The 16,617-nt window shown below is 56.8% G+C and carries 16 protein-coding genes; 7 read left to right on the forward strand and 9 right to left on the reverse strand.

Annotated elements, in window-relative coordinates; translation table 11 throughout:
* Positions 1–185 precede the first annotated feature (185 nt).
* Entirely contained in the window at positions 186–470 is a 285-nt protein-coding gene (locus K341_RS12300; RefSeq protein WP_071604404.1) for a hypothetical protein, read from the reverse strand.
* Positions 471–1,576: 1,106 nt separating this feature from the next.
* Between K341_RS12300 and K341_RS0106495 the strand changes: the two genes are divergently transcribed.
* From K341_RS0106495 to K341_RS0106515, 5 genes are read left to right on the forward strand one after another with little or no spacing between them, the layout of a single operon-like run.
* Positions 1,577–3,523: a peptidase U32 family protein gene (locus K341_RS0106495; protein WP_026762250.1), complete on the forward strand. Its 1,947-nt coding sequence runs from the start codon at positions 1,577–1,579 to the stop codon at positions 3,521–3,523.
* 17 nt (positions 3,524–3,540) lie between these two features.
* Positions 3,541–4,860 carry an aspartate aminotransferase family protein gene (locus K341_RS0106500; protein ID WP_026762251.1) on the forward strand — a complete coding sequence of 440 codons (1,320 nt, stop codon included), beginning with the start codon at positions 3,541–3,543 and terminating at the stop codon, positions 4,858–4,860.
* 5 nt (positions 4,861–4,865) lie between these two features.
* Positions 4,866–5,417, forward strand: coding sequence for a phosphoribosyltransferase family protein (locus K341_RS0106505; protein ID WP_026762252.1), 552 nt, complete (start codon positions 4,866–4,868; stop codon positions 5,415–5,417).
* A gap of 14 nt (positions 5,418–5,431) precedes the next feature.
* Positions 5,432–6,268 carry a prolipoprotein diacylglyceryl transferase gene (lgt, locus tag K341_RS0106510; RefSeq protein ID WP_026762253.1) on the forward strand — a complete coding sequence of 279 codons (837 nt, stop codon included), beginning with the start codon at positions 5,432–5,434 and terminating at the stop codon, positions 6,266–6,268.
* Between the two features lie 13 nt (positions 6,269–6,281).
* Entirely contained in the window at positions 6,282–6,698 is a 417-nt protein-coding gene (locus K341_RS0106515; protein ID WP_026762254.1) for a type II toxin-antitoxin system HicB family antitoxin, read from the forward strand.
* Positions 6,699–6,771: 73 nt separating this feature from the next.
* Here K341_RS0106515 and K341_RS0106520 read toward each other — a convergent pair whose 3' ends face one another.
* Positions 6,772–8,358, reverse strand: a complete 1,587-nt coding sequence (locus tag K341_RS0106520; protein WP_026762255.1) for a flagellar hook protein FlgE — start codon at positions 8,356–8,358, stop codon at positions 6,772–6,774.
* A gap of 75 nt (positions 8,359–8,433) precedes the next feature.
* Positions 8,434–8,817: a TIGR02530 family flagellar biosynthesis protein gene (locus K341_RS0106525; RefSeq protein ID WP_026762256.1), complete on the reverse strand. Its 384-nt coding sequence runs from the start codon at positions 8,815–8,817 to the stop codon at positions 8,434–8,436.
* A 189-nt stretch (positions 8,818–9,006) separates the two neighbouring features.
* Here K341_RS0106525 and K341_RS0106530 point away from each other — a divergent pair, with 189 nt between their 5' ends.
* Entirely contained in the window at positions 9,007–9,204 is a 198-nt protein-coding gene (locus K341_RS0106530; RefSeq protein ID WP_009438926.1) for a ribbon-helix-helix domain-containing protein, read from the forward strand.
* Positions 9,205–9,318: 114 nt separating this feature from the next.
* Here the strand turns inward: K341_RS0106530 and K341_RS0106535 are convergent, their stop codons facing one another.
* The 5 genes from K341_RS0106535 to K341_RS0106555 are packed head-to-tail and all read right to left on the reverse strand — an operon-like array spanning position 9,319 to position 14,191.
* Positions 9,319–9,936: an ABC transporter ATP-binding protein gene (locus K341_RS0106535; protein ID WP_026762257.1), complete on the reverse strand. Its 618-nt coding sequence runs from the start codon at positions 9,934–9,936 to the stop codon at positions 9,319–9,321.
* A gap of 1 nt (position 9,937) precedes the next feature.
* Complete coding sequence (locus K341_RS0106540) at positions 9,938–10,759, reverse strand: ATP-binding cassette domain-containing protein (RefSeq protein ID WP_026762258.1); 822 nt, start codon at positions 10,757–10,759, stop codon at positions 9,938–9,940.
* 12 nt (positions 10,760–10,771) lie between these two features.
* Positions 10,772–11,623: an ABC transporter permease gene (locus tag K341_RS0106545; protein ID WP_026762259.1), complete on the reverse strand. Its 852-nt coding sequence runs from the start codon at positions 11,621–11,623 to the stop codon at positions 10,772–10,774.
* The gene (locus tag K341_RS0106550) at positions 11,620–12,606 is read right to left on the reverse strand and encodes an ABC transporter permease (RefSeq protein WP_026762260.1); all 987 of its coding nucleotides are present in this window, start codon (positions 12,604–12,606) and stop codon (positions 11,620–11,622) included. Before K341_RS0106550 ends, K341_RS0106545 begins: the two co-directional genes overlap by 4 nt.
* Positions 12,607–12,610: 4 nt before the next feature.
* Entirely contained in the window at positions 12,611–14,191 is a 1,581-nt protein-coding gene (locus K341_RS0106555; RefSeq protein ID WP_026762261.1) for an ABC transporter substrate-binding protein, read from the reverse strand.
* 300 nt (positions 14,192–14,491) lie between these two features.
* Between K341_RS0106555 and K341_RS0106560 the strand changes: the two genes are divergently transcribed.
* Entirely contained in the window at positions 14,492–15,190 is a 699-nt protein-coding gene (locus K341_RS0106560; RefSeq protein WP_026762262.1) for a Crp/Fnr family transcriptional regulator, read from the forward strand.
* A gap of 371 nt (positions 15,191–15,561) precedes the next feature.
* On the opposite strand, the gene bioB is transcribed toward K341_RS0106560, so the two are convergent.
* Entirely contained in the window at positions 15,562–16,572 is a 1,011-nt protein-coding gene (bioB, locus tag K341_RS0106565) for a biotin synthase BioB (RefSeq protein ID WP_026762263.1), read from the reverse strand.
* Positions 16,573–16,617 lie beyond the last annotated feature (45 nt).

Genomic DNA, 16,617 nt, shown 5'->3' on the forward strand with positions numbered 1-16,617 from the left:
GTTGCCTATAATAATGTCGTTTCTATAATATCGTTTGAATCCATGCTGTTGTTAGGGCGACACGATACACTCTCGCTCTTGGTCTCAACGGATCGGCAATGTTTCAATCCACGCGATTCAACACAAGTTGCAACATCGCCGCCTCAAAAAACAAGCGCCCTCATCTTGGATATGACGATAGTATATCATACATAACGCAAAGGTACAAGTGTTTCAATTGCTATTCCCATAAAATTTTCAAAATCAATTGAAAAGTTCTCATGAATTTTAATCTGCGTGACTGTGTCAAGTGAAGCAAGATTTTGTAGGCAAATCGTAGACAAATCTACAAGTGCCAATCCACGCACTCGTCGGCGCGCGACCGTGCGAAGCAAATAACGCCCCAACCTGCAGATGGTTTCAATCCACACGCCGCATGCGCGGCGCGACCGTTCCAGCTCCGCCCCACGCGCCTTGAGCTGTCGTTTCAATCCACACGCCGCATGCGCGGCGCGACGCAAAAGGTTCCATGGAAGGTTTCTTTTGCCACATATTCGTGGGTATTACTTGCCACAAATATGTTTTTTCTCACCGTTTTGTCCCACAGCCCTCCTTTGATACGGTATTCCTCTTATATTTTATTACGGTATTTTCTGTTCACTCCACGTTCGCACACATAAAGAGTTACTCTAATAAAACCTATAGCAGTTTTTCCCAACACTTCATCTGCCAAACTACTAGAAAGAGATTCCCAGTATATCGGCATTCCTCCCCGCCCGCCCGCAGGGGATGCTCTCTACCCGAGGGTTCGGTCGCTCGGCGCACATTATATCTGTCCTTCAGTTTAAGTACACCCTCTAGCGCATAAAGTACGTTATCATCAAATATGTAGTCCTCGAGAGACTTCGCTATATCTACGCCGTCTTTTTTATGCCCGGTGACACCCCGATGCGCTTTTCCGATCGATAAGACATTAGTTTTATTGTTGTGTTCGATCCAAAATAAAGTCGACGCATCTCTATTGTCCCCTTAAGACGCGCCGATGAGTCGTCGTTTTCAAACATTGTTCGTAATACCTCTTTGAGTTTCCATACAGCTTCTAGCTTCTTCGCTAAATCCGGTCTTTTCGGCAAGTCGTGCATTGATGCTCCCCTGCACTTTTGTATCCCCCAAAATCAGCACGGTATTTCATGCCCATGGAATCCGCACTTTTTATCTCTTCCTCATTTTTCTATGATACCATCTCCTTAAGTTTCTACACACGTTATCACTCCGGAACCAATTATTGCAATTATTGATATCGCCTTATAGAAATATCCCATACCTTATCGCTCCGATTTCAATCCACGCCTCTCGTTCGAGATGCGACACCCACCCCGCATGCTTATGCGAAGCAGCGGCTCGTCTTTTCCACAAAAAAGACGATGCCCTACGCGTATTCTAGCATAGGTCAGAGACCAATGCAATTTATCTTTGTCCGCATGGCGCCCATCATTTGAAAGAAAGTACTTTTCCTGCTATAATCATCATAACATGGGAGAATAGCCCCCCCCTTTGACAGGAGCGCGTTCTCCGATCAGAAGGAGTAATTTTCACGATGCTGTTACACCGTAAATCCGTCGAGCTGCTTGCCCCCGCCGGCACATGGGACGCCATGACCGCGGGCATCGAAGCGGGCGCGGATGCCGTCTATCTCGGCGGCAAACATTTCAATATGCGGCTCCACGAGGGCGATTTCAATTTTGACGACGAGCGGCTGAAAGCCGCGGTCGAATACGCGCACGCGCACAACGTCGAGCTCTATGTCACGCTCAACAACCTCATCAGCAACGAGGAGCTGCCCGCGCTGCGCGATTACCTCGCGTATCTCGACGAGATCCGCCCCGACGCGATCCTCGTGCAGGACTTTGCCGTGCTCCAGCTCGTGCATGAAATGGGCGTCAGCGTCCCGCTGCACACGTCCGTCATGATGAATACGCACAACGAGCACGCGATTGAAAAACTCAAGGCATACGGCATCACACGCATCGTCGTCGGCCGCGAGATGACGCTCTCCGAACTCGCGCTCTTCCGTGAGCGCACGGGCATCGAGGTCGAGTACTTCATGCACGGCGACATGTGCATCTCCGAGAGCGGTCAATGCATTCACTCGGGCGTCCTCTTCGGGCAGAGCGGCAACCGCGGTCGCTGCATGAAAATCTGCCGCTGGCCGTTCGCCCTCATCGACGAGGAGACGGGCGCGGTGCTCGACGAAAACAGTACCGGACCTTACAAGCTCGCACTCAAGGACATGTGCATGTACCGCTCCATCCCCGCGCTGATACAGGCGGGCGTCTATTCGTTCAAAATCGAGGGACGGATGCGCTCGCCCGAGTTCATCGCGCGGCTTGTCTCGACCTACCGCCGCGCCATCGACACGTACATCGCCGATCCGAACGGATACACGACGGACGAGGAGGGCTGGCGCACGCTCTACGATAACCGCGTGCGCGACTATACGACGACGTTCGCCTTTGGTCAGCCGACTGCCGTCGACATCGGCATGACAGGCGAGCGCGAGCCGCGCTTTTTCAGCAAGGCGGTCGAGGAGGCGGGATTCGACGACGATGTACTCCGCGCAGAGGAGCCCATCCGTGCGCGCGAGCTGTCGGAACATCGTCTCAGCGTACGCGTCGGCACACCCGCGGCGGCACGCGCGGCGATCGACGCGGGCGCCGATACGGTCTACGTCGGCGGCGAAGCGCTCCGCCCGAACCGCCCGTGGAAACTCCGCGACTACGCGGAGATCGCGGACTACGCGGGCGGAAAGACACGCGTCGTCGCCCTCACGCCGCGTACGACGATGCGGCGCGAGTGCGGCGAGATCGAACAGTTTTTCACCGCGCTCCGCGATCTTCCCGTGGACGGCATCATGGTCGGCAACCTCGGCACACTGAAACTCGCGCGGTCGCTCACGACGCTCCCCGTGCAGGCGGATCACTCGTTCAACATCTTCAACCATCTCGCCGTTTCGTTCCTGCGGGAAAACGGTCTCACGATGGCGACAGCCTCCTACGAGCTCTCCTTCCGCCAACTGCGCGACATCGCGGAGAACGCCGTGCTCCCCATCGAAGCGGTCGTGCACGGCTCGTACGAGTCGATGATCTGTGACTACAACTTCCCCGCGATGTCCCTGCCCGCCTACAGCGAGCTCTCGCAGCCGGAGGTCATGGATCGGCATTACGCCTTCCGCAACGAGGCGGGCGGCGTGCATTCCATCCGCATCGACCAGTACGGACGCAACCACATCTACTTTGCAAACGACCTCTGTCTCTACCCCTACCTTAAGAAATTCATGGGGCTCGGCTCCCTGCGCATCGAGGCACAGGACTACAGCCCCGCGCTCACGGGCGAGATCGTCCACATCTACCGCGCCGCGCTTGACCGCCTTGCCACAGGTGCGGACGGATATGATGAAGCGGATTTTCATAGGCTCAAAGAACTCTCCCCGCGCCCGCTCGGCATCGGCACCTACCGGTTCCGGCAGAGCAGAAATTCCATCTAATTCAAAAAAGGAGCGATATGGGAACAACCTCCCGCGGCGACACGCACTACATTGGCGCCGCCGCCATCCTCGAAAAAAAGAAGAAATACATCATGCCCTGTCTCGGGCATTTTTACAGTGAACCGCGGCAGATCGTGCGCGGCGAGATGCAGTACCTCTACGACAACGAGGGGCGGCGTTATCTCGACTGTTTCGCGGGCGTCTCCGTCATCAACTGCGGGCACTGCAATCCGGAGATCACCGCCGCCGTCACCGCGCAGGCGGAGACACTCCAACACGTCTGCAACATCTACCTCACGGAGAACTTCGTCAACCTCGCCGAGCAGCTCGCGCGCATCACCCCCGGCGATCTGCAAAAGAGCTTCTTCTGCTCCACCGGCACCGAGGCAAACGAGGGCGCTGCGCTCCTCGCGCAGCTCTACACGGGCAGCAGCGAGTTCATCGCCCTGCGCGGCGGACTGCACGGACGAACAAAGCTCACCATGAGCCTCACGGGCATCTCCATGTGGCGCACCGATCCGAATCCCGTCGGCGGCATTCACTTCGTGCCGAATCCGTACTGCTACCGCTGTCCGCATCGGAAATCCGAAGCCGCCTGCGGTCTCGACTGCGCGAACGCCCTTGAGGACACCATCAAAAACGTAACGTCGGGGCATCCCGCCGCCTTCATCGCCGAGAGCATTCAGGGCAACGCGGGCATCATCGTCCCGCCGAAGGGATACTTCCGGCGCGTCAAGGAAATCCTTGAGCACTACGGCGCGCTCTTCATCGCCGACGAGGTGCAGACGGGCTTTGCGCGGACGGGGAAAATGTTCGCCATCGAGCATTTCGGAGTCGTCCCGGACATCATGACCATGGCAAAGGCGCTCGGCAACGGCGCGCCCATCAGCGCGTTCATCGCATCTGCGAAAATCGCCGACACTTATACGAAGCCCGGCGCATCGACGCTCGGCGGCAACCCCGTCTCCAGTACGGCGGGACTGGGCGTCATCCGGTATATCGAGGAGCATGATCTCATGGGAAATGCGGACGTGCGCGGCAAGCAGCTCCGCAAGGGGCTCAGGGAGATTCAGCGCCGCCACCCCATCATCGGCGATGTCCGCGGTCTCGGGCTCATGGTCGGCGCCGAGTTCGTCCACGCGGACAAGGAGAAATCCCCCGCCGCCGCAGAACTCGACACCGTGCTCGAGGCGCTCAAAGACCGCGGCTTCATCGTCGGCAAGAACGGCGCCCGGCGCAACGTCATGGCATTCCAGCCGCCGCTCGTCATCACGAAAGAGAATGTGAACGACGTACTGAACGCACTCGAACTCACACTCACTGAGAAAGGATTCTAAGGGAAATGGCAAAAAGATTCTACGATCTGACCGTCGCAGGGTGCAAGCGTACCCTCCCCATCATCAACCTCAACGAAACACTCGCCATCGCGGGCTTCGTCATGCTCGGCGACGTCGAGCTGTGCGAATGCTGCGCGCGCGACCTCGCGAAAAAGATTCCGCAGGAGACCGACATCATCATGACCGCCGAGACCAAGGGCATCCCCCTCGCCGCCGGACTTGCACGGCAGATCGGTATGCCCTACTACGTCACAGCGCGCAAATCCGTCAAGGCATATATGGAAGATCCCATCTGGGTCGAGGACGAATCCATCACCACCATGGGCAAACAGCGGCTCTATCTCATGAACACGGACATTGAGCGCATCGCAGGCAGGAACGTCCTCCTCCTCGACGACGTGATCAGCACGGGCGGCTCCATGACTGCCCTGCGCAGTCTCGCCGAGAAAGCGGGCGGTCACGTCATCGGGCAAGCCGCCGTCCTCGCCGAGGGCAACGCAGTGAAACGAGAGGACATCATCTTCCTCGCCGAGCTGCCGCTCTTTGCCGCGGAGTAAAGGAGCGCCGTTCCTTGCATCAGTATCTTTTCTACATCGGGGACTTCCCCATCCGCGCCTACGGCGTCGTCATCTCCCTCTCCATCCTGCTCGCGACGGGTGTCGGCTACTTCCTCGCAAAGGCGGACGGCAGAGGCTATGAAAAACACGTCGCGGACATCGGCATCTACTGCGGCATCGCAGGGCTTCTCGGCGCGCGCCTGTGGGACGTGTTCTTCTTTGACTGGGATTACTACCGGCATCACCTCACAGAGCTGCTGAACGTCTGGCAGGGAGGCATGGCGATACAGGGCGGTGTCTTCCTCGGCGTCGTGGTCGGCATCCTCTACTGCCGCCGGCACCACCTTGACACCGTACATTTCATGGACGTCCTCGCCCCCGCCATCGTCTTTGGACAGGCGCTCGGGCGCTGTGCGAACCTCCTCAACGGCGACGCGTTCGGCGCGCCCACGGGCGGGAGCTTCGGCATCCTCTATCCCGAGAGCACACTCGCCTACCACACCTACGGCGCACAGGCGCTCTGGCCCGCAGAGGTATGGGAGGGACAGCTCGACATCGTTATCTTTGCCCTCCTGCTCGCATTCCGTGCCTACGGACACGCGCGCGGACAGTGTTTCGCCCTCTACGTCATGCTGTATAGCGGCGTGCGCTTCCTCCTCGAGTATTTCCGCGGGGACTACACGGAGAAATACCTCGGACTCTTCACCAGCGCGCAGACGGGCGCCCTCGCATTCGGACTCCTCGCCCTCGCCGCGTTCGTGTGGCTTGGTTTTCGAAAAGAAAAGGAGACCGTGCCCGCCGAACAGCACGCCCCCGAAGAGCGGCGAAAAAAAGGGAAACATAGGAAATAACGGAGGTATTTATATGCAGCTTGTTTACCCTGCGGTTTTTTATCCCGATCCGGATTCTACCGCATATTGTGTGACCGTCCCCGATCTTCCGGGCTGTGTAACGGGCGGAGCTTCACTCGCCGAATCGATTGCCATGGGGGCAGATGCGGCTTCCGGATGGATTCTAGGCGAGATTGAGGATGGAAAAGAAGCGCCCTCTGCAAGTAATTTCAGCGATATTCATCCCGATCCCGATATTGGAGAGGGTTTCGTCAGTCTCCTCTCTCTCGATATGGACGCATACGCCGCGAAATACGGGAAGAAGTCCGTGCGCAAGAACCTCACGATTCCCGCATGGCTCGATACGTTCGCCGCACAGAAAAAGCTCAACATCTCAAAAGTCCTGCAGGACGCGCTCACCGAGCTCTATCAAAAAGAAGCCGCCGTATAACAAACATGACTAAACGGGGCGATTGCACTTTGATTCGTGCAATCGCCCCGTTTTCGTTTACCGAAATATTATATTACCGCTTCATGTTAATCAGCGTTTCGAGCATCTCGTCGGAGACGGTGATGATCTTCGAGTTCGACTGGAAGCCGCGCTGTGTGATGATCATGTCGGAGAACTGATCGGAGATGTCGACGTTCGACATCTCGAGCGAGGACGGCGTAATTTTTGCGCCGGCAGTCTCAACAGTCTGAGGCTGAACGGTTTTCACGTTGGAATTGTTCGATTCCTGATAAAGATTTCCGCCAAGCTTTGTAAGTCCTGAAGGATTTGGGAATTTGGCAACGGCTACCTGAGCCTCTGCTCTTCGAACGCCATTGGTATAGGTGCCCGTAATCACGCCGGATGTATCAATAGATACAGACGCCAACGTACCGTCGGTATAGCCGTCCGCAGCCGCTTTGATTGTATCATGCCCCGCATACTGGGTGAGCGGTGATTCGGAGTCGGCGAACTGAAGTGAAATTGTGTTGTTTTGCCTTGCTCCATTGGGCTTTGTATGCTCTGCTTTCAAGGTTGCAACTTCCGAACTGTTCGCCGTTGTGGACGGCGGTACAACAGGTGTTGTCACATGACTTTTCGGATCCGATTGCACTGTCTGTGTATCCCCGAGCACGCCTGCACGCAGTGCCCCGTCTTCGTCAAACGCAAGCATTGTTGCCGCTATTGTGTGCTTCGTCTTTGAACCGTCTGTGTTGGTCACCTCAGGATTCCCCGGTCTCACAATCCATGTGCTGGCACGCTTCGTAACGGCGTTCCCGTCCTTATCCGTATAGGTTACCGTCGTGGTAATGGCTTTTTCCATAAAGACGACGCTCTCATGTTTTTTCCCCAAGGTATCGTAATAAGCAAATGACGTTACCTTCGGCATAGAACGACCAATCGTATATGTGCCGGATGTAACCGTCCGTTTCGTCCCGTCGCTCAGGCTCAGTGTAACCGGCTGCGCCTCACTTGCAGTGATATACATCCCGTCGTTCGCACTTGTACGCACAACCGCGGTTGGCGGAGTCGTACTTGTATCCGAGAAGGTATACCCTGTAATCATAGGTGTAGTGGAGTCTAGGTTCTCCGAATAGGTCGCCTTCTCCGTAGCCTTCGGCGGCATCATTTTTCCCGTCTCTACGACAATATTTTCCACCGCGCCTTCGGTGGATACTTTGCTGTGCTCCGTGGTCTTATTCACCCAGCCCTGCACATGGAGTCCGGAACCCGGCAAGACATAATTCCCCTTCGCGTCAAACTCAAAGGCACCGTTACGCGTGTAATAGGTCTGCTCTCCACGTTTCACAATAAACGTCGAATTACCACCGGAAAGAGCGAGATCCGTATTCTTTCCCGTTCCCTGCACAGATCCGTCGGTAAAGATGGTATCTATACTGCCCACACTCACGCCAAGACCAATCTGTTTGGGGTTCGTCCCGCCAATGGTCGTCCCCGGGGCTGCTGCCCCCGACAAGGTTTGCGACAGCATATCCTCAAACGTCACACGCCCGGCCTTAAAGCCCGTCGTGTTGACGTTCGCGATGTTGTTGCCGATGACATCCATTCGTGTCTGATGGGATTTCAGCCCCGAGACACCCGAAAACATAGAACGCATCATAATGAATCAACCTTCCTTTTCTGCGGCACGCTGCTTCACTCGTTCAGCAGCCAAGAGCTCCCCCGAAGGTCCGGCTCAGAGTATTGCCGCGCTGTCAATGTTCGTGAAAATATTGTCCTTCGCATGTTCGCCGTCGAGCACGGTGATGACAGTACGTTTTGGCACGGCGAGCACGAATGCGGTATCGTTCATGAGGATGAGCGCCTGCCGCGCTCCCTTCGCCGCCATGCGATCCACCATGCCGTCAAGGCGTTCGAGTTCCTGCGGCGAGAGCACGATCTCGCGCTCGGCGAGCCGCCGCACAGCGTGCCGTGAAAAATTCACGCGCCGCTCCGATGCCGCAAGCACGTCGGCAAAGCTCGTCCGTACATCCCCGTGCTCCTCCTTCTTCCCCCTGAGTTCCTGTGGCATCCCTGCCGATAGTGCACCGAGCGACTGCGGAACAGACATTGTTTTCATTTCTCCACCTCCCATATTTTATAACATAAATTATAACATATTTTTACTTACAATATTTATATCGTAATTTTTGTTTTCTAAATAAGCATATATATGATTTTATATGTTTTTCTAAATTGAAAAATACATATATGTTCTTGTCATACTATGTTTTATGACACTTTCGTATGATGTAACAGAGGTGATAGTATGACAGGTAAATTGATCATCACAAAAAAGCCCCCGAAGGGCGAGGACGGCTATAAGATTTTTTCCATTCGCATCAAGGAGGAAATCTTCGACGGCATCGAGGATCTGTCCGCAAAAACGGGTCGCACACGCAACGAGCTGATCGGTATTCTATTGGAGTTTGGTTTGAGCAATGCCGAGGTCGGTACGGGGCGCTGACGATATAAAATGCTTTCTTATTCTTCATAAAAATTTCCGCACGCAAAAAACGCCGGCGGCAAAGGGTAAAACCTTCGCCGCCGGCGTTTTTCTAACAATCGTATTTTTACAAAATCAATGTTCCGCAGTGTCCTGCAATTCCTCGACACGAATGATGCGCGTGCATATTTGCTTTGCAAGATGTTCGTTGTGAGTGATGACAATGAGCGTCATATCGTGCGCCGCCGCTTGCGTTTGTATCACCGACCAGATCTGTGCCTGTGTAATAGGATCGAGACTTGCCGTGATCTCATCGGCGATGAGGACGCCCGTCCGAGGATTCAGCGCCCGCAGAATCGAGAGGCGCTGCAGCTGCCCGCCCGAGAGTTCGTGTGGGAAGCGCGATAGCCACTGTTCCTCTGCACCGATGGCGGTGAAGAGTTCGGCGGGAATGTCCCACGCCTCGGAGAGTGTTTTTGCCAGTCTCCAACGCGGATCCATGGCTTTCTCCGGGTGCTGATAGACGAGCTGCACGGGGCAGTAACCGCTCCGTGGGATCGGCTGCCCGTCCAGCGTGATCCTGCCTTCCTGCATCGGCAGGTAACCCGCGAGCAGGAGTGCGAGCGTACTTTTCCCGTAGCCGCTCGGTCCGAGCAGTGCCACGCGTTCACCGCGTGCGATCTCGAGCGAGACATGGCGCAGAACAGGTGCGGCGCTCCCATATCGATAGGAAACATCCTGTATGGACAGCATTTTACGCACCTCCCGCTGCAGTCATCCGCGCCACTTCCTCCGCCGTATAGCAGGCAAATCCATTCTGCGGCAGCGCCCGGTAGAGCGCCCGCGTATAGGGATGCGCGAGCGCCGTACCGTCTCCGCGAAATGCCGCCGCCGGAACCATATCGACACTGCGGCCTTCGTAAAATACGGCAACCGTATCCGCAACGAGGGCGGCAAGGTCAATATCGTGTGTGATCAGCAGTACGCCTTTGCCTGTATCCGCGAGTTCCCGCAGGATCTGCAGTGCCTCGGCAGCGCTCCGGACATCCATCCCGGGCGTCGGCTCATCGGCAATGATGAGCTCGGCATCCGTCATCACGGCGGTCGAAAAGAGCACACGCCGCGCCATCCCGCCCGAAAGCTGGAACGGATACAGCGCGGTGACATGTTCCTCCAAATGCAGGCGGCGCAGCGTCGCCTCCATATCCTCCTGCGTCCCATGCAGTCCGCGAATCTGTGTGCCGACGCGCATGAGAGGGTCGAGATAGGTCACGGACTGCGGGATCAGCGCGATCTCCCGCCCGCGCAGGGTCTTTTGTCGCGCGGCATCAAGCGGTGCGCCGGAGTAGCGCATCTCGCCGCTCATCACGGCATTGTAGGGCAAAATCCCGAGCACGGCATGCGCGAGCAGACTTTTGCCCGATCCGCTCGCCCCAACAACGGCGATGATTTCGCCGCGGTGCAGGCGCAGACTGACGTCGCCGACGCCTGACGAGAGCGTGTGTGTCAGCGCGTTCCGATACATGCGGAAGGACACCGAGAGGTGCGCGACCTCTAAAAGAATCTCACCGGTCATACGCATCCCCTCCTACGCCTGCCCGCGCTGCGGGTCAATGAGTTCGCGCAGTGCGGTACCCAACCGGTCAAACAGCAATACGACAACGAGCAGCAAAAATCCCGGGAAGAACGCGAGCCACCACATGCCGAGGGCAAGGTAGCGCATCGATTCCGAGAGGATGATGCCGATCGCAGGCATGTCGAGCGGCAGTCCGTAGCCGAGAAAGCTCACCGCCGCCTCATGCATGATGGCATGGGGAAAGAGCAGTACCAGACCGATGATATACTGCGGCAGAATGTGCGGCACGAAATGCCGCCGCGCCACGGTCAGCCACGAGTGCCCGTAATGCCGCGCCGCCATGATGTACGGCTCCGTGCGGAGCTGCATGACTTCGGCGCGGATCACGCGCGTGAGCCGCGGCCAGTGCGTCACGACGATCCCGGTGGAAACGCCCGCAACGCCGCCGCCCAGCATGACCGAAATCATGAGGATCAAAAGGATGTGCGGAATCCCCATGCAGAGATCCACGAGCCAAAGGACAACCTGATCCACTTTCCCTCCAAAGGCGGCGGACAGCGTGCCGAGCAGCAGCGCAATACACGAGCTGAAGAACGCCGCGCCGAATCCGATTTGCAGGCTGATCGACATCCCCTTGACCGAGCGGGCAAACATATCGCGCCCCATATTGTCCGTACCGAAGAGGTGCGACATCGACGGCGCGAGATTCTTCTGCCCGTAGTTCACCGCATAGGCGCTCTCCGGCATCGTAACGCCCCAGAGGAACAGCCCGGCGAGAAAGACCGCCGCGATCACGGCAAAGATCAAATACCGCCGGCGCAGGTTCAGCCCTCCTGCTGCAGACAGTGCCAAAGCCTTCATCATGACGTCTCCCTCCCCTCACGCAGACGGGGATCGGCAATGCCGTAGAGGATGTTCGCAATGAGATTGCCCGCAAAGACGAATATCGCGCTGAAGATCGCGATGCCGAGCAGCAGCGAGAGATCGCCGCGCAGTCCCGCCAGCGTCACCGTGCCGCCGAGTCCGGGATAGGAAAACACCGTCTCCGCGAGAATCGCGCCGCCGAACAGCTCATTGAACGACGCAAACTGCAAGGTAATTGCAGGCAAAGCGATATTGCGCAGTCCATGCCGCCGTACGCGCTGCCACAGGGATTCGCCCCGCGCCTCGGCAAAGAGCATATAGTTCGTGCTCATCACCTCGAGCAGCTTTTCCCTTGTTTGGAGCGTGATCGAGGAGATGCCCGTCACGCTGAGCGTGAGCGCGGGCAGAATCAGATGCCGGATCTGATCCGCCATCGTCACCTCCTCATGCAGTTTCCCGATGGGCGTTGCGAGCGCGAGCGGGAACCACTGCAGCTGAACGGAAAAAATCATCAAAAAGAGCAGCCCGAGCCAAAAGATCGGTACGGACACGCAGAGCAGAGAAAATCCTTGAATCGCCTTATCGAGCGCACTGTCGCGGTACATCCCCGATAGTACCCCGAAGACGAAGCCGATGACGCCCGAGAGCGCCCACGCCGTCATCATGAGAAGCAGCGTCAAGCGAAACTTTTCCCCGATGACATCGAGCACAGGCGCACGATAGATGAAGGACATGCCGAAGTCCCCGTGCAGGATATGCCCGCCCCACAAGAGGAATCGGTCGAGCGGCGGGCGGTCAAAGCCCCAATACGCCGCAACCAGCGCATGCTGCTCCGCCGACGCTGTCTTATTCGCGAAGTACGCATCAATTGGATCGATCGGCGAGTGCGCCAGCAGGATAAAGCTGACGATGCTCACGGCGATCAACAGCAGTATCAGCCGCAGCGTACTGCGTCCGAGGAGTCGTGCCATATGCGTCGTCATCCGCTTACTTCCACTGCCATTCGTCGATATTGGCAAGGATACCCATGCCCTGCCCGCGCTCGCCGACATGAAGCGCTCCAATATCCAGACGATCATTCACAAAATACGGCACCTGCACCGTTGCGATCCAGAGATACGGGAGATCGACCTTCGGTCCCGTCACGCCGTCCCACTGCGCCGCCTTGAACTCGTGCAGCGCCTCCTCGTTCGACGTTGCCGCCATCGCCTTGTCGATGTGCATATCGACCGCGGGATTGTGATAAACGGCGGGGTTATTGATAACATTGACGCCGATCTGGGACGAGTGGAAGTAGTTATAGAGCGCCTGCGGCGTGTAGTCGCCGAACGCCCACGTCGTCGGGATGTTCCGCGCAACCTTGCGCGCCTCCGACCACGGCGTCGACTTCGCGATGATATTGATGCCGAGCTTCTTCGCATCGTCGGCGAGCGCAACCGCCGTGTTGTAGCGCTGCAGATCGTTGGCGCGCCCGTTGATGACGAACTCCGCCTTCACGCCGTTCTTCTCGCGGATGCCGTCGCCGTCCGTGTCCTTCCAGCCCGCGTCCTCGAGGATCTGCTTTGCCTCATCCACGCGGTTGTCAGGCTCCTGCAGATCGTTGTTCGCCCATGCAAGCGCCTCGGCAAAGTTCATCGTCGGCTTTGCAAATCCGCCGAGCCCATTCTCGATGATGGTCTTACGGTCGATGCCGATGTTCAGCGCACGGCGGATCGCGGGATCGCTCGTAACATTATTTCCGATGAGCACACCGTTTTCGTCATGCTCGGGTACCTGCGGCAGATTAATGCAAAAACTGTCGATCGAGTCCATGAGCACGAGGTTCATATGCGGCACGCTTGCGCCCGCAAATTCGGGCGGCGCGAAGATCAGATCCACCTGCCCCGACTGCGCCGCCGCAAGCACCGCGTCATCGCCGAGGTTCAGCACCGTGACCTTCTTCAGCTTCGGCTTCTCCCCATAGTAATACTCGTTCGGCTCCATGATGAGCTGCTGTTCCTTTTGGAACGAGACCACCTTCCACGGGCCGCTGCCGACGGGCGCCGTCGCATAGCCCTCCTTGTAGGCGTGTTTCGGCACGATGCCGAGGCTTGCCGCCGTCTCGAGGAACACCGACCACGGCTTCGTCAGCGTGAACTCCACCTGCGTATTCGACAGCACACGCGCAGACGCCAGCGCCGTCAGATCCACGGCGCCGCCGGCAGCCTTTGCCGTCTCATAGGTGAATACGACGTCCTCCGCCGTCACCGGCGTGCCGTCCGAGAACTTCGCATCATCGCGCAGCGTAAAGACATACTGCATCCCGTCGGGCGACTGCTTGACCTCCGTCGCGAGCTCCTTCACGAGATTGTTGTCGCGGTCATGCCCCATGAGCGCGCTATGAAACGGATCGGGTCCCCACAGCCCCCAGCCTGCCGTCGGGTCAAATCCCTCGCCGACCATGTATTTACCGACAGAGATAACGATTTCCCCCTTATCGGCGCGTTCATTCTTCGGCTGCTCGCTTCCTCCGCAGCCGGCTGCGAGCAGCATCAGCGCCGCCATCAAATACATACAAAGCTTTTTCATTAATAATCCTTTCTTTAAATCCTATGAGTTTTACGTCTTTTCGAATGTCGAAAGCATCTTCCCTCCTTTAACATGACCGATACGGGCACAGCTTCGACATTGCTCCGGCTTTTTCAGTCTCATCTTCCACATCATTTTAACATTTTTTGACCGATCGTCAATCATTGAAAATGAAAATCTATAAATTCGTTGTTCAAATGATTCTGCATGTCGAAAATCAACCGAAACATTTTTGCAGCCCTATTCATCCTATGTTATAATCAATGAAAATATTTCTCCCTCTGTGCAAAGGAGTACATGATGGCGACGAACGACACGAAAAACGCGGCACAGATTCTCGCAAAGACGTCCCTCGCAGCGGGAATGAACGAAGAGGATCTCGAGGAGTTGCTCGCCTCCGCCGAGGTGGCGCTGCGCACTTACCCAAAAGGCGCGATGATTTTTCACGACGGCGATATGCCGCACTCGCTCTATATCCTGCTCGAAGGCGAGGTACATATCCTCAAGGATACCTACTCGGGGCGCCAAATCTTTATCTCGGAGATCGATCACCCGGGGGATATGTTCGGTGAGGTCTATGAAGTCCTGCGCCGTCCATATGACATGTATGTCCGTGCTGTGACGAAGGTGCGTCTGCTCGAGGTGTCGAGTCATCTATTCACCCTCGATGTTGGCGCAGCACCGCATCGCAGTGCGCTCATCGTCCAGCGCAATCTCATGAAAATCTTTGCAGGCAAGGCGTACGCAATGCACACGAAACTCAAGATCCTCGCGAGCGGCACCCTGCGCGAAAAGATTGTGCGTTACCTCTTCCCCCATGTGGATGCAGAAGGCAACGTAACGCTCACTGTCAGCCGTGAATTTATCGCCGCATATCTTGCCGTCAGCCGCCCATCCCTCTCGCGCGAGTTGAGCACCATGCAGCGCGAAGGCATCATTGAGGCAACGGGACGCAAAATCCGCGTGCTCGACATGGATGTATTCGAATCGTATTTGTGACAACAAAAAAGCGCTTGTACCAACGCATAATTACGTTGATACAAGCGCTTTTTTCAATTAGGTCGATGATGTGACAGATATACGCCAAAATCCTGCCTCATACCGAAACCATCAGGCGATTGATTTGCCCACGATAATAGACGTACATAGGTCGACCAAGGGCACGGCACGCCGCCCCCCCTAGAAGGCGCGCATGATTTGCAACATTTACCCACGACGTGAAATGCCGTACAGTAAGTGACGCGGAAGTTTGGATGCAGAGCAAGGAATGAGAAAAACGCGAGGGAAGGCGTAGTTAAGAGCTACGTCGACCGAAGCGTTTTTCGCAATGACACAGCTATGCGCCAAAATCCCGCGTCACGTCTCACGCCTCAACGAGCGCCGCAAGTGCCTGTCATAGCCCTACAATCCTCATCCTTATTCGTCATGCCGAGTTCACGCAGCAGCTCCATGTCCTCCGCAATCGTTGTGCCGGAGGTAGTGAGCATATTGCCGGTGATGGATGCGGACGCGCCCGCCTTGAACGCGGTTGCGCCGTTCTCGGGGAGGAGCTTGCGTCCCGCACCGAGGCGGACGTTCGCCGTCGGGTTGATGAAGCGGAAGATCGCAATCGTGCGCAGGATCTCGTCGCCCGAGAGCGGCTCGAGATGCTCGAGCGCAGTTCCGGGGATCGCCATGAGGGAGTTGAGCGGGATGGACTCGATGCCGAGCTCTTGGAGCGCGAACGCCATCTCGAAGCGGTCGTCCCATGTCTCGCCCATGCCGATAATGCCGCCGGAGCAGACGCAGAGCCCTTCCGCCTGCGCGTCCTTGATCGTACGGATGCGGTCGGCATAGGTGTGCGTCGTGCAGATTTCAGGGAAATAGCGCTCGGAGGTCTCGATGTTGTGATGATAGCTCGTCACGCCGATCTCGCGGAGACGGCGGAGCTGGATGCGCGAGAGGAGTCCGTGCGAGGCGCAGAGGTCGATCGTAAGCGTGCGCTTGATCTCCTTGTAGGTATCGATCGCCTGTTCAAATTCTTTGCCGCTGAGCGCACCGCCCGAAGTGACGATGGAGAACCGATTTGCGCCCGCGTCCTGGTTCGCCTTTGCGTGCGCGATGATCTCTTCCTGCGGGAGGAAGCTGTAGGTCTCGACGCCCGTCTTGTGGCACGCCGCCTGCGCGCAGTATTTGCAGTTCTCGCCGCAGCGCCCGCTGCGCCCGTTCACGATGGTGCACAGATCGATATGGTTGCCGCAGAACTGCCGCTGAAGGCGGTATGCCCCCTCCTTGAGCTCTTCGAGCGGAGCTTCGAGGAACAGCGATCGGTCAGTGTCGCGTCCAAGACGATAGCCCGCGATGATCTTTTGTGTAAGTTCTGCGATATATCCTTTGCGCATACAAAAATCCCTGCCTTATCATAAGTAATTTTTATCTTGCTTATT

Origin of the sequence: Centipeda artemidis DSM 19719 (assembly GCF_000426665.1) — a bacterium.
GTDB classification, from domain to species: Bacteria; Bacillota; Negativicutes; order Selenomonadales; family Selenomonadaceae; genus Centipeda; species Centipeda artemidis.

Excerpts from the sequence above, each read along its gene's own strand:
- K341_RS0106535 (WP_026762257.1), bottom strand. The coding sequence starts at position 9,936 with ATGCTGTCCATACAGGATGTTTCCTATCGATATGGGAGCGCCGCACCT.
- bioB (WP_026762263.1), bottom strand. The coding sequence starts at position 16,572 with ATGCGCAAAGGATATATCGCAGAACTTACACAAAAGATCATCGCGGGC.
- K341_RS0106540 (WP_026762258.1), bottom strand. The coding sequence starts at position 10,759 with ATGACCGGTGAGATTCTTTTAGAGGTCGCGCACCTCTCGGTGTCCTTC.
- K341_RS0106560 (WP_026762262.1), top strand. The coding sequence starts at position 14,492 with ATGGCGACGAACGACACGAAAAACGCGGCACAGATTCTCGCAAAGACG.
- K341_RS0106545 (WP_026762259.1), bottom strand. The coding sequence starts at position 11,623 with ATGATGAAGGCTTTGGCACTGTCTGCAGCAGGAGGGCTGAACCTGCGC.
- K341_RS0106555 (WP_026762261.1), bottom strand. The coding sequence starts at position 14,191 with ATGAAAAAGCTTTGTATGTATTTGATGGCGGCGCTGATGCTGCTCGCA.
- K341_RS0106505 (WP_026762252.1), top strand. The coding sequence starts at position 4,866 with ATGGCAAAAAGATTCTACGATCTGACCGTCGCAGGGTGCAAGCGTACC.
- K341_RS0106520 (WP_026762255.1), bottom strand. The coding sequence starts at position 8,358 with ATGATGCGTTCTATGTTTTCGGGTGTCTCGGGGCTGAAATCCCATCAG.
- K341_RS0106495 (WP_026762250.1), top strand. The coding sequence starts at position 1,577 with ATGCTGTTACACCGTAAATCCGTCGAGCTGCTTGCCCCCGCCGGCACA.
- K341_RS0106550 (WP_026762260.1), bottom strand. The coding sequence starts at position 12,606 with ATGACGACGCATATGGCACGACTCCTCGGACGCAGTACGCTGCGGCTG.
- K341_RS0106530 (WP_009438926.1), top strand. The coding sequence starts at position 9,007 with ATGACAGGTAAATTGATCATCACAAAAAAGCCCCCGAAGGGCGAGGAC.
- K341_RS0106500 (WP_026762251.1), top strand. The coding sequence starts at position 3,541 with ATGGGAACAACCTCCCGCGGCGACACGCACTACATTGGCGCCGCCGCC.
- K341_RS0106515 (WP_026762254.1), top strand. The coding sequence starts at position 6,282 with ATGCAGCTTGTTTACCCTGCGGTTTTTTATCCCGATCCGGATTCTACC.
- K341_RS0106525 (WP_026762256.1), bottom strand. The coding sequence starts at position 8,817 with ATGAAAACAATGTCTGTTCCGCAGTCGCTCGGTGCACTATCGGCAGGG.